Below are 12,781 nucleotides of genomic sequence, written 5' to 3'. Positions count from 1 at the left end.
CGTGACTCGACCACGTGACCCTGTTATTACGAAGCTTATGACAGAGTTTCTATTGCATTGATTTATATGATTCTTTTTTTGACTGTATGCATCTGTAGGCAGACGCAAAATCACACATCATGTATTAGATTGTCAGTTATCATAACTATGCATGCTTGAAAATACGCATTCACAAGAGGGATTCTTGAGGGTGGGTAAAAATTTCCACATCTAAAAATTGCATTGAGCTTTTCTTTAATTGGCAACCGGCGAATCTCTGATATTATCAATATCGCCTCTTAGTTGGGTGTGTGTAGCTACAGCTCACTCTATGCCGGGTGTTTAGCCAGGCTGAATCTTATTGTGCGACATTGGGCGCCGGCTTCGGGAATCCGAGGCGGCACCGGCATGCGCTCGGCACCACCTCGGATTCCCGAAGCCGGCCGCTTAAAGTAAGGGGTCATTGGAATTGGATCACCCGTTAATCAGCGAAGCTCAAAAAGGACTTCGTCGGCGGGTGCTCCTTTTTCTCAAGGAAGCATTCAAGGTACAGCGAGAGAGCAATGTCGTGTTCGTTTGCGGTGGCAATGCCGCGACTGACATGCGTAGTCTGTTCAAAGTTTTTGCCGCAGATCACGCTCCTGATTACGATATTTTTCAGCCAGAATTTGCGATGGAGAACTTATTTTCCAGCGGGTTCCCAGAGCCATTTGATATTACCGATTTCGAAGCATTGATAGGGAGTTTAAGCAGGGCGATAATTATCTTCCCTGAGGCTCCCGGGTCTTTTGCTGAAACAGGATATTTTTCAGCGAAAGAAGACCTCTGCAGGCGAATAATTCTTGTTCTCGATTCCGACAGGCAACGCGATGACAGTTTCATATCGCTCGGCCCGGCGAAAAAAATCGGACAGGCATCGATCTTCTATCCCGTAATTCAAATGAGCTATTCCAATCCAAAGTTCGATGTTGTGGTAGAGCGTTTGAAGCGAGTGACGTTGAAAAAGACGCTAAAACAACTTCGGTGGAACGAGCTTTCGGAGCTATCAGATTTTGAGTTGTTTTGTTTGGTTCATGAAATTGTGCGCGTCCTGACCGTTGCAACTATTGAGGACCTGAAGTTCATATTTCGAGGCATGTCCGAAGGACATTTGTCCGTCTCAAAGCTTCATCAGATCGCATCCATCTTAGTAGGCTCCAAGTACCTACTTGAGTATGGTGAGTTTGGTCATTTGCGGGCTAATCCTGACAAAGGTGTTCTTCTCGATGTCTCTGACGGAAAGGTGTCTGAATACAACGAGATAAAGCTAGAGCTTGCGAACCTGTATCTGGACGATCCAGATTTTAATGCATTGATCGGAGGCCTCTAATGTTGATCGAGGCCCTTATCAAGCAATCAGGGATGAATGATGTCAGCCTAGAGTGGTTGGCCCTGACTGCGTCCAAGCGATATAAAACGTATGATATACCGAAACGGAACGGTGCCACTCGGACAATCCATCATCCGAGCAAGAGCATTAAGAGTATTCAACGGTGGGTCAGCAAATTTCTGCTTCGCCGACTTCCGGTCCACGTAGCTGCGCAAGCCTATGTGCGTGGTGCGAGTATTAGGAAAAACGCCGAACTCCATGCGGGTAGCAAATTCACCCTCCGTATCGATTTCTCAGATTTCTTTCCTAGCTTCTCTCGTGAACACGTTGAGCTATTTCTGGCGGCGGTTGAAAGAGATCGGTCAATTGGGTTAACCAACCGTGACATTTCATTTCTCAGTAGGATTGTGTCGCGCCACGGTCAGCTTACCATTGGTGCGCCGTCGTCTCCGATATTGACTAATGCGATGATGCATTTTTTCGATAGTCAAATTGCCGAATTCGCAGATCGCAAAAATCTGATTTACACACGCTATGCTGACGATCTCTTCTTCTCCAGCAATAAGCCGGACAATTTGACTGACGTGCTCGCCATAGTTCAGCAGGTATCTGCAACTTATCCTTATGCCAACTTACGCATAAACCCTGACAAGACCGTTTTCCTTTCTCGACGCTATTCGCGGCGGGTCACCGGACTAGTTCTCACCACAGATGGGAAGGTCTCGATTGGGCGTGCGCGAAAAAGAGCGGTGAAAGCCCAGGTCCATAAGCTTATTCAGGGAGAATTCGATAATTTCGAGCTTCCCACGTTGCGCGGCTATCTAGCATTCATTCAGGACGTTGAACCAGAGTTTTGGGAGAGCCTGAAGAGTAAGTATGGGGCTGATGCCATGTTGACCGTTGTCGGAAAACAGCATTTTTCGAATCTGCTGTAGATAGCCTTTTCAGCATAAAAAACTGAGTCAGAAAATCTGTCGTTGGCGTTCGTCGTATCGCGAGTAACGCACGCAGGCCGTATGCATTACATGCAAAGGCAGTGGAGTGACATAGTCCTGCAAGGCTCCAGAAGGCTGAAATAGGCCAAAAAAGGCCAGAAAAGGCTTAAGTCAGGGCGAAGTTGGCAGGGTGGAAAATAATGTGACAGTATTTTTGACTACAAGGTTTTGTTGTAAATCATTGAATTTAATGGAAGATTTTAAAAAAATGGTGCCGCTTACGTGACTCGAACACGTGACCCCGTCATTACGAATGACGTGCTCTACCAACTGAGCTAAAGCGGCCCGATTGTGACCCGTTTGTTGCGGATCAGCTTCATGGCGGGCTGATACAGGCAATGCTGACGGATTTCAAGCCTTGAATGTGCTGGTTTTGAAATTTCCGCAAAAAGCTTTGCCTGTCCATTGTTTGCCGGAGACTTCAGCCTTTCCCGCAGATGCGCTTTTTGGCTGTTTCATATTCATTTGCCAGACGATCGACGAGCGCCGCCACCGGTTCCACCGCCTTGACGGCGCCGATGCCTTGCCCTGCGCCCCAGATGTCTTTCCAGGCCTTGGCGCCGCCGGAGACCGTTTCGAAGTCCATTTTCGAAGGGTCGGCTTCGGGCAGATTGTCCGGGTCCATGCCGGAGGCGACGATCGAACTTTTCAGGTAGTTGCCGTGCACGCCCGTGAAGTAGTTCGAATAAACGATATCCTTGGCCTGCGCGTCCACAATCGCCTGCTTGTAGCCTTCGGAAGCGCGCGCCTCCTCGGTGGCGATGAAGGGGGAACCGATATAGGCCATATCGGCGCCCATGGCCTGCGCCGCGAGAATGGAACCGCCATTGGCGATAGCACCGGCCAAGAGCAGCGGGCCGTCAAACCATTCGCGGATTTCCTGAACGAGGGCGAAGGGCGAAAGCGTGCCCGCATGTCCGCCCGCACCGGCCGCCACCGCAATCAGCCCATCCGCGCCCTTGCGAATGGCGGAGCGGGCATGGCGGTCGTTGATGACGTCATGCAGCACGATGCCGCCATAGGAATGCACGGCCGCATTGACCTCCGGTACCGCGCCAAGCGAAGAAATCACCACCGGCACCTTGTATTTCACGCAAAGGCCGAGATCGTGCTCCAGCCGCCGGTTGGACATGTGGACGATCTGGTTGACCGCGAAGGGCGCCGCGGGGCGTTCGGGATTGGCCCGGTTGTGAACGTCAAGCTCCTCGGTGATCATTGCCAGCCACTCGTCGAGCTGGCTTTCGGGCCGTGCATTGAGCGCCGGGAAAGCGCCGATGACGCCGGCCTTGCACTGCGCCAGCGTCAGTTGCGGATGTGAAATGATGAATAGCGGTGATGCTATGACCGGAAGACGCAGATTGTCTTTCAGCACGGACGGTAGCATGTCTCCTCCCACGAATTACGTTTACGCGCACGTAAGTCAATATCGTGTTCAGCAGCAGATTGAAAGCGAAAACAGCGTGGCATTCGCCTCCCGAATCTGCGTTCGTAGCGCCACAATGAATTGATTTTCCCCAAGGCAATCCGGTCTTTATCACAAACGATGCTTGCGGAGGGGCGGTATAGCCGTTACCGAATCGTGAACCCATGGCGCAGCGCCGCATATTTTTTGCAAAGCGTAATAGAACAAGGATCGGTCGTGAGCGGACTGGAAACGGCAATCAGAAATGCTCTGGAAAAATCGGACAGATCGAACGCCGAAGTTCGTGCACGGATTTACCAATCCTCCCGCCAGGCACTGGAAGCGGGCCTGCGCAAGCAGGGCATAGACGATCCGCAGATTGTCTCCCAGCAGCGCCAGCGGCTTGAAGGCCTGATCCACCAGATCGAGAATGAAGAGCGCAACCGGCTTCTGGACAGGGTGGAGCAGCAATTGCGCCCGCCCGCACCGGAAAGTCCGGCGCAGGACGATCACTCCGTCGATCCCGTTTCGCAGCCGTCCCACCACGGCGATATGGGTGTTGAGCCGGAGCTGCGTGGCGAAACGCGCGATGTGCGGCCGGGCGCCGCCGCTGCTCCGGAACCGCTGAGTGCGGGGCAGCGCAATGGCAAGCCGCCGAAGAGAAGCTCCCGCGCGGGCGACTCCTCGCTTGCCTTCCGGCCGGAAGGCGCGGTTGGCCGCCGCAAGCGCCGGGGGCTTTTCGCCCGGCTTTTCATTTATGTGACTCTTCTGGCCTTTATCGGTTTCGGCGCCTGGTGGGTCTATTCCTCAGGCCTCCTGCTGTCGCCGGAGCAGCGCGATACCAGCGTGCCCAATCCGCCGGCGCAGGTGCAGGCGGAGGATTTCAACGGGACGGAGCCTGCGCCGAGCCTTTCCGCCGGCCGTGGTTTTTCCGATGACTGGGTGGAAGTCTTCAATGCGGAACGTGGCAGTTCCGGTGTTTCGGCCGGCCCGCGCGCCAATGTCGAAAACATCGCCACACCCGCCGGCAAGGCAATAAAGGTGACCTCGAGGAGTGTCTCGCAGGATGGTGCCGTCAGCGTCGAGGTTCCGGTGGAGGTGATGCGGGATATGGCGGGCAAGTCCTCGACCATTTCGATCACGCTGCAATCCTCCAGCGACCGTCAGACCCAGGTGTCCGTCGCCTGCGATTTCGCGACATTGGGCGATTGCTCCCGCCACCGCTTCACCGCCACGGCCGAGCGCGCGGACATGCTGCTGAATACGACATTCGAACGATCTCTCGCCCCCAATGCGCCGGGCAGGATCTTCATCAACAGCGACATCGATGGCAGCGGCCGCCCGGTCAATCTTTATTCCGTGCGCATTCTACCGGGCCAGTAACGGAAAAAGGACAGGCGCCTGCAATGGCGGCGCCTGTCAGCGTCTTCCGGTCCTATTTGAGAAAATCCGGCCCAGATCCCAAAATTTTGTCGTCGATTTCGCCGATTGCCTTTTTGTCCTTGCCCTCATAGTCGAGCGCAAGAAGAATGTGACGGATGAGGTTCACCCGCGCGCGGCGCTTGTCGTTGGCGCGCACCACCGTCCAAGGGGCGGCATCGGTGTGGGTCTTTTCCAGCATTTCGTCGCGCTTCTGCGTGTAGTCGCCCCATTTCGTCAGCGCGGCTATGTCCATATCCGAAAGTTTCCAGCATTTCAGCGGGCTGTGGCGGCGGTCATGGAAGCGTTCGATCTGCGTTTCGCGGCCGATGTCGAGCCAGAATTTGAACAGATGAACGTCCTCATGGACCAGCATCTTTTCCAGGCGCGGCGTCTCCTTGAGGAAACGCTTGTGTTCCTCCGGCGTGCAGAAACCCATGACCGGCTCTACGCCTGCGCGGTTATACCAGGAGCGGTCGAAGAGAACGAATTCGCCGGCGGTCGGAAAATGCGAGATATAGCGCTGGAAATACCATTGGCCGCGTTCGGTTTCCGTCGGTTTGGTCAGCGCCACCACGCGGGCATAGCGGGGGTTGAGATAGGCCCGGGTCGCGAAGATCGCGCCGCCCTTGCCCGCCGCATCGCGGCCCTCGAAAACCGCCATGACCCTTTTGCCGGTAGCCTGCAGCCAGAACTGCACCTTGACCAGCTCCACCTGCAGCGCCTCGAGGGTGCTGTCGTAGTCCTCCCGCTTCATCTTCTTGTCGTAGGGAAAATCGCCTGCGGAAAGTTTCTTTTCCTCAACCCAGTCAGGAAGAACCGGATCGTCGATGTCGAAGCTGCGCAGTTTGCCGCCAATGGTGATCTCGACCGTCCGCTTCTTCGTTTCTTCGCCCATGGTTTCCTCCGGCTGTTGTTGTGTAAAGGCAACTCGACGCCAATGAGTTCACATCCATTGCCAGAATTCAAGTGAAACAGGACCGCTTGACAGGGTTGCGGCGGCGGCAGCGATTGCGGCGTCGATTTTGCGCATATACGTTGTGGAAAATGCGCGATGATGAATCTCTGTCATGAAGCTGGCCTATGAGATTTCGATGCGCTGTCAGATGAAAGTGGAAAGAGCAGGCTGAAATGGCAGTCATGGAAGGCGATGGTGGATTAAGGCGTTTGGGAAGGAAGCTCGGCCGAAACTGGTTGCCCGTTCTCATCGTCAGCATGCTCGCCATCGTGGCCGTTGCCGAGCTCAACACGCCCTATATGCCCGCCGCCCTGTGGCTTTGCGCCGTCATTGCCATCCTCGCCGCTCGGGAGGGGCCGGCGGCGGCTCCCGCAAAGGACGGGAGCCCGGCTGAGGAGGCAGATGAGCAAGAAGTGCCCGGCGAAAGCGTCATTTCCGGCGTAAGGGCGGGCCTCGCGGTTCTGGATACCCCCGTTTTCATTCTCGACAGAAACGCCAGCGTGCTGTTTCAGAACGGCGCGGCCGAGCGCGCCTTCGGCCAGTTGCCCGCCGGGGCGCATATTTCCGCCCGGCTGCGCTCTCCCGGCCTCCTGGATGTCATTCGCGAAACAATCACCACCGGCCAGCCCAACCAGGTCGAACATTCGGAACGCTTCCCTTCCGAACGGGTCTTCATCGTCCGCATCGCCCGTGCGGATGTGGGAGAGGGGGCAGGTCCGCCATTCTACATCCTGTCGTTCCGCGACGTCTCGGAGCTTCGCCGCATCGACCGCATGCGCAGCGACTTCGTCGCCAATGCCAGCCACGAATTGCGCACGCCGCTCGCTTCGCTGCGCGGTTTCATCGAAACCATGCAGGGGCCGGCACGCAACGACCCGAAGGCGCAGGAACGTTTCCTCGCCATCATGCTGGATCAGGCAACCCGCATGAGCAGGCTGGTGGACGATCTCATGTCCCTGTCGCGGCTGGAATTGCGGGCCAACATTGCACCCGACCAGAAGGTCGATCTCGTTCCCGTCATCGGCCATGTGCGCGATACCCTGCTGCCGCTTGCCGACGAGCTGGATGTGACCATCACGCTGCACCTGCCCGACCGGCCGGCAGAGGTGCAGGGGGACCGCGACGAGCTGGTGCAGGTATTCCAGAACCTCGTTGAAAATGCTTGCAAATACGGCCAGGAAGGCAAGGTCGTGGATGTCTGGCTGCGGGCCGAACCCGGCAAGCCGGTGGAGGTGAGCGTTATCGACAAGGGGCCGGGCATTCCCGCCGAACATGTGCCGCGCCTGACGGAGCGTTTTTATCGTGTCAGCGTCGCCGACAGCCGCTCGAAAAAGGGCACGGGTCTCGGACTTGCCATCGTCAAGCACATCCTCACCCGTCACCGCGCCCGCCTCATCATTAAATCGGAATTGGGCAGCGGCACGGACTTCACTGTGAGATTCTGACATAAAATATGCATCTGCTTTTAATGTCGCGTATACTTGTAAATAAAATCAATAATTTAGATTGTCACAAATCTTTCGTCAAAGTGACATAAAAGGATGGGGCTACGGTGGTTAAGAAAAGGTCGCCGAGCGCAAGCTAAGAGCGAGTGTCGCTATCGGCTGCGTCCACAACAAAGCCCACGACGGGAGAGACAAATGAACATCGTTAAATTTTCCGCAGCAGCTCTGGTGGCTTCTGTCGCCTTCGCTGGCGCCGCCGCTGCTCGCGACCAGATCCAGGTTGCCGGTTCCTCCACGGTTCTGCCTTACGCCAAGATCGTTGCCGAGACCTTTGCCGAAACCTTTCCGAACTTCAAGGCTCCCGTTGTTGAGTCCGGCGGCACGGGCGGCGGTCTGAAGGCGTTCTGCTCGGGCGTCGGCGAAGGCACCATCGACATTGCAAACGCTTCGCGCAAGATCAAGAGCGACGAACTGGCCGCCTGTAAGGCTGCTGGCGTTGCCGACGTTCAGGAAGTGAAGATCGGTTACGACGGTATCGTCTTCGCAATGGACTCTTCCAACAAGGACATCAAGCTCGAGCCGAAGGATCTGTACCTTGCGCTCGCCGCTGAAGTCGTCAAGGACGGCAAGCTCGTTGCCAACCCTTACAAGAAGTGGTCGGAAATCAACAAGGAACTGCCTGACGTAGCGATCGCTGCTTATATCCCGGGTTCCAAGCACGGCACCCGCGAAGTCTTCGAAGAGAAGATCATGGCTGACGGCTGCAAGGAAGCCAAGGCGACCGACGCCATCAAGGCACTGGTCCCTGACGCCAAGCAGGCTGCTGCCAAGTGCATTGCAGTCCGCAAGGACGGCGCTGCAGTCGACATCGACGGCGACTACACCGAAACGCTTGCTCGTATCGACGCCAACAAGACCGGTCTCGGCGTTTTCGGCCTCGCTTTCTATGAAAACAACGCTGACCGTCTGAAGGTCGCGACCGTTTCGGGCGTCGTTCCGTCCACCGAAACCGTTGCCAGCGGCAAGTACCCGGTTTCCCGCCCGCTGTTCTTCTACGTGAAGAAGGCTCACCTGGGCGTTATCCCGGGCCTTAAGGAATATGTCGAGTTCTTCGTTTCCGACGAGATGATCGGCCCGGATTCCCCGCTCGCCAACTACGGCCTGGTTGCTGCTCCGGACGCAGAGCGCGAAGAAATCCGCTCGAAGTTCTCGGCCGGCTCCACGATGTAATGAAGAAAGAGGGGTGCGGCTTTGCCGTGCCCCTCATTCGGCTTCGCTTGGGCCGTCGTCCGCGGTTGACAGTTCCTACTCATCGCCATCCACATGATTGTCGATGGATTACAGATGGATAGGATGTATCAACCTTGACGCTTGCCAGACTATGATACAGTCAGGCGGCAGGCATCATGGGATGGTCCAGCGGTCTCGTTTTGATGACTTTTTGATTTGCCCGATATCGCACCGTGCTCTTGAGGCACGCCGAGGGAACTCTAATGAACACATCGATCCTTTTGCTGATACTGGCGCTCATCGGCATCGGCAGCTATCTGCTCGGCAGCCGCCGTGCCGTTGCCCTGTCTGGCGGTCGCCCCTCCAGCATGCATTCCCGTGCTGGTTATCACGGTTCCTACGCGGTCGTCTGGGCGGTGCTGCCCGCGGCGTTCATTCTCTGTGCCTGGCTCATTGTCAGCCCATTGCTCGTCACTTCGGCGGTGCGCAGTAGTTTCCCCGAGGATGTCCGGGCGCAATCCGAAGCGCAGCAGAGCCTGACCTACGGTATGGTGACCTCCATCGCCCGTGGCCTCCAGCGGCTGACACCGGAGGAAACCGCGCAGGTCGAGGCCGATACGGCTGCGGTCCGGCCGCTTCTGGCATCGAAGGGTGTTGCAATCGCCGGCGATCCCGAGCGGTTCATGGTCGATGCCGCCCACACGCTCAACAGCATGACCTCCACCAGCCGTATCGCGATGATCGCCGTTGTGCTGCTGGCCGCGCTCGGCGGCGGCGCCTATGCGCTGCGTGCAATCGCGCCGCGTTTCCGGGCGCGCAACCAGGTCGAGAAAGTCATTCTCGCGGCCCTGCTCGTCGCCTCGTCCATCGCCATCCTCACGACCATCGGCATCGTCCTTTCGATGCTGACCGAGGCGATCCAGTTCTTCACCATGGTTCCGGCGCACCAGTTCTTTTTCGGAACGGTCTGGGATCCGCGTTTTGCGGCGGCAGGCGCCACCGACTCCTCCGGCCAGTTCGGCCTGATCCCGCTGCTCGCCGGCACGCTTTATATCGGCTTTGTCGCCATGCTGGTTGCGGTTCCGGTCGGTCTCTTCTCGGCGATCTACATGGCGGAATATGCCTCGCCGCGCTTCCGCTCCATGGCAAAGCCGCTGCTTGAAGTGCTCGCCGGCATTCCCACCATCGTCTACGGCTTCTTCGCGCTCACGACGGTCGGTCCTTTCCTCAGAGACATTTCCACGCAGATCAACGGTCTGGCGACGGGCAACTACGCCAACTTCATCCAGGCGCAGAGCGTCATCACCGCCGGCTTCGTCATGGGCATCATGCTCATTCCCTATGTGTCGTCGCTGTCGGATGACATCATCACCGCTGTGCCGCGCTCGCTGCGTGACGGTTCGCTCGGTCTTGGCGCCACGCGCTCCGAGACGATCAAGAGGGTCATTATTCCGGCCGCTCTTCCCGGCATCGTCGGCGCCGTACTGATGACGGCTTCGCGCGCCATCGGCGAGACCATGATCGTGGTTCTTGCGGCCGGTGTTGCTGCCCGCCTGCAGCTCAATCCCTTCGAACCCATGACCACGGTGACGGTCAAGATCGTCAGCCAGCTCACCGGCGACCTTGAATTCACCTCGCCGCAGACGCTGGTTGCCTTTGCACTCGGCATCACGCTTTTCGCCATCACGCTTTGCCTGAATATCTACGCGCTTTATATCGTGCGCAAATACCGGGAGCAATATGAATGACCGACATCGTTTCTCCCGCAGCCGGCGCGAGCGCCGTTAACAAGGCCACGCGCCGTGATATCGGCATCAAGCGCCGCTATGCCGCCGAACGCCGCTTCCGTGCCTACGGCATGGCAGCGATTTCCTTCGGCCTCATCTTTCTCTTCCTGCTGCTTTTCTCGGTGGTTTCCAAGGGTTACACCGCCTTCCAGCAGACGATGATCACCGTTCCGGTCGAATTCTCGGAACAGATCATCGATCCGAAAAATGAGCGGGCCACAAATCCCACAAAGCTGATGACGGCCAATTATCCCGTCATCGCCCGCGATGCTGTCGCCAAGGTCCTTGGCGTTGCGCCGACGGACCGCGCCGGTCTTCGCGCCGTCAACCTCTTGATCTCGGACAGCGTACGCACGCAGCTTCGCGATATCGTCGTCGCCGATCCCGCCGTCATCGGCACCACGCGCACTGTCACGCTGCTGGCGTCTGGCGACGTCGACAGCGCCTTCAAGGGCCAGGTCGACCTGACGGCGGATGAAGCCAATCGCCGTATCTCGAACCAGCAACTCGGCTGGATGAACCAGCTCGCCGAAAGTGGCCAGCTCGGCAAACATTTCAATACCGGCATCTTCGTCAACGGCGCGTCGAGCCGTCCGGAAGCGGCGGGTGTGGGTGTGGCGCTGATTGGCTCCTTCTACATGATGCTGATCGTGCTGGTGCTGTCATTGCCGATTGGCGTTGCGGCCTCCATCTATCTCGAGGAATTCGCCCCGAAGAACCGTCTGACGGATCTTATCGAGGTGAATATCAACAATCTCGCGGCCGTTCCTTCGATTGTCTACGGTCTGCTCGGCCTCTCGGTCTTCATCAACTTCATGGGCTTTCCGCGCTCGGCCTCGCTGGTCGGCGGCCTCGTCCTGACGCTGATGACGCTGCCGACGATCATCATCGCGACGCGCGCAGCCCTGAAAGCCGTGCCGCCGTCTATCCGCGCCGCAGCCCTCGGCCTCGGTGCTTCCAAGATGCAGACGATCTTCCACCATGTGCTGCCGCTCGCCATGCCTGGCATTCTGACCGGCACCATCATCGGTCTCGCCCACGCGCTGGGCGAAACGGCGCCGCTGCTCTTGATCGGCATGGTGGCATTCGTTGCGAATTATCCGACAACGCCGATGGATCCGTCCACGGCCCTGCCGGTGCAGATTTACATGTGGGCGAACGAAGCCGAGCGCGCCTTTGTCGAAAGGACATCCGGCGCTATCATCATCCTGCTTCTGTTCCTCATCGTCATGAATGTTGGCGCAATCCTGTTGCGTCGCCGCTTCGAACGGCGCTGGTAGAGGGAGCTTGAGCAATGAACATGTTGTCGGAAGCAGCAGTTGAAAAGGCGCTGGACAAGAAAATGAATGAAGTCTCATACAAGATGATCGGCAAGGACGTTTCGGTTTATTACGGCGAAAAGCGCGCGCTTTACGACGTGAACCTCAACGTTCGGGAAAATACGGTGACCGCGCTTATCGGCCCGTCCGGCTGCGGCAAATCCACCTTCCTGCGTACCCTGAATCGTATGAACGACACGATCGACGGTTGCCGGGTCACCGGCAAGATCACGCTCGACACCGACGATATCTACGACCAGGCGATTGACGTCGTGGAATTGCGCGCCCGCGTCGGCATGGTGTTCCAGAAGCCGAACCCCTTCCCGAAGTCGATCTATGAAAACATTTCCTATGGTCCGCGCATCCATGGTCTCGCCCGCAACAAGGCGGATATGGACCAGATCGTCGAGCAGAGCTTGCAGAAGGCGGGTCTCTGGAACGAGGTTAAGGATCGTCTGCACGAATCCGGCACCGGTCTTTCCGGCGGTCAGCAGCAGCGTCTGTGCATCGCACGCGCCGTTGCCGTCAGCCCGGAAGTGATCCTGATGGACGAGCCCTGCTCGGCTCTCGACCCTATCGCGACCGCAAAGGTCGAAGAATTGATCCACGAGCTGCGCACCAATTACACCATCGTCATCGTCACGCACTCCATGCAGCAGGCGGCGCGTGTTTCCCAGCGCACGGCCATGTTCCATCTTGGTCATCTTGTCGAGGAAAACGAAACCGACAAGATGTTCACCAATCCGGACGACCAGCGCACGCAGGATTACATCATGGGCCGCTTCGGCTGATCCCGGCCGGTGCTTTATCGAAACCGAACAAGACTGGTGCTTCTGCCGTGCCCGCTTCCGGGTACGCGCATGCAGGCCAAGCCGGAG

Annotated in this window: 11 protein-coding genes and 1 tRNA gene; 8 read left to right on the top strand and 4 right to left on the bottom strand. The window is 57.3% G+C overall.

Translation table 11 applies throughout. The annotated features are described in order from the left end of the window. The first annotated feature begins 442 nt into the window (after positions 1-442). Both F3H58_RS22555 and F3H58_RS22550 read left to right on the top strand, forming a co-directional pair. Positions 443-1,348, top strand: a complete 906-nt coding sequence (locus F3H58_RS22555) for a retron St85 family effector protein (protein ID WP_149743848.1) — start codon at positions 443-445, stop codon at positions 1,346-1,348. Continuing rightward, complete coding sequence (locus F3H58_RS22550; protein ID WP_149743847.1) at positions 1,348-2,283, top strand: retron St85 family RNA-directed DNA polymerase; 936 nt, start codon at positions 1,348-1,350, stop codon at positions 2,281-2,283. The genes F3H58_RS22555 and F3H58_RS22550 overlap by 1 nt, the downstream gene beginning before the upstream one ends. Positions 2,284-2,552: 269 nt before the next feature. On the opposite strand, the gene F3H58_RS22545 is transcribed toward F3H58_RS22550, so the two are convergent. Then, positions 2,553-2,628, bottom strand: a tRNA-Thr gene (locus tag F3H58_RS22545). A gap of 136 nt (positions 2,629-2,764) precedes the next feature. Beyond that, positions 2,765-3,727, bottom strand: a complete 963-nt coding sequence (locus tag F3H58_RS22540; RefSeq protein ID WP_149743846.1) for an NAD(P)H-dependent flavin oxidoreductase — start codon at positions 3,725-3,727, stop codon at positions 2,765-2,767. Positions 3,728-3,982: 255 nt separating this feature from the next. On the opposite strand from F3H58_RS22540, the gene F3H58_RS22535 reads away from it, so the two are divergent. After that, the gene (locus F3H58_RS22535) at positions 3,983-5,128 is read left to right on the top strand and encodes a hypothetical protein (RefSeq protein WP_149743845.1); all 1,146 of its coding nucleotides are present in this window, start codon (positions 3,983-3,985) and stop codon (positions 5,126-5,128) included. Between the two features lie 52 nt (positions 5,129-5,180). Here the strand turns inward: F3H58_RS22535 and ppk2 are convergent, their stop codons facing one another. Continuing rightward, the gene (ppk2, locus tag F3H58_RS22530) at positions 5,181-6,062 is read right to left on the bottom strand and encodes a polyphosphate kinase 2 (protein WP_149743844.1); all 882 of its coding nucleotides are present in this window, start codon (positions 6,060-6,062) and stop codon (positions 5,181-5,183) included. 48 nt (positions 6,063-6,110) lie between these two features. Beyond that, positions 6,111-6,236 (bottom strand): hypothetical protein, encoded by a 126-nt coding sequence (locus F3H58_RS27600; RefSeq protein WP_286169974.1) that lies wholly within the window; start codon positions 6,234-6,236, stop codon positions 6,111-6,113. 59 nt (positions 6,237-6,295) lie between these two features. Between F3H58_RS27600 and phoR the strand changes: the two genes are divergently transcribed. The 5 genes from phoR (at position 6,296) to pstB (ending at position 12,694) form a co-directional block, all read left to right on the top strand. Next, positions 6,296-7,567 (top strand): phosphate regulon sensor histidine kinase PhoR, encoded by a 1,272-nt coding sequence (phoR, locus tag F3H58_RS22525; protein ID WP_149743843.1) that lies wholly within the window; start codon positions 6,296-6,298, stop codon positions 7,565-7,567. A 195-nt stretch (positions 7,568-7,762) separates the two neighbouring features. Beyond that, entirely contained in the window at positions 7,763-8,797 is a 1,035-nt protein-coding gene (locus F3H58_RS22520; protein WP_149743842.1) for a substrate-binding domain-containing protein, read from the top strand. A gap of 263 nt (positions 8,798-9,060) precedes the next feature. After that, positions 9,061-10,545: a phosphate ABC transporter permease subunit PstC gene (gene pstC / locus F3H58_RS22515; protein WP_149743841.1), complete on the top strand. Its 1,485-nt coding sequence runs from the start codon at positions 9,061-9,063 to the stop codon at positions 10,543-10,545. Beyond that, positions 10,542-11,864, top strand: a complete 1,323-nt coding sequence (pstA, locus tag F3H58_RS22510; RefSeq protein ID WP_003519987.1) for a phosphate ABC transporter permease PstA — start codon at positions 10,542-10,544, stop codon at positions 11,862-11,864. Before pstC ends, pstA begins: the two co-directional genes overlap by 4 nt. 14 nt (positions 11,865-11,878) lie before the next feature. Then, complete coding sequence (gene pstB / locus F3H58_RS22505; RefSeq protein WP_003519986.1) at positions 11,879-12,694, top strand: phosphate ABC transporter ATP-binding protein PstB; 816 nt, start codon at positions 11,879-11,881, stop codon at positions 12,692-12,694. The last annotated feature ends 87 nt before the right edge of the window (positions 12,695-12,781 follow it).

Origin of the sequence: Rhizobium sp. NFACC06-2 (genome assembly GCF_900101425.1) — a bacterium.
Classification (GTDB): Bacteria; Pseudomonadota; Alphaproteobacteria; order Rhizobiales; family Rhizobiaceae; genus Agrobacterium; species Agrobacterium leguminum.
Note: the sequence above shows the minus strand (reverse complement) of the source record. Positions and strands in the feature narration are given on the sequence as shown.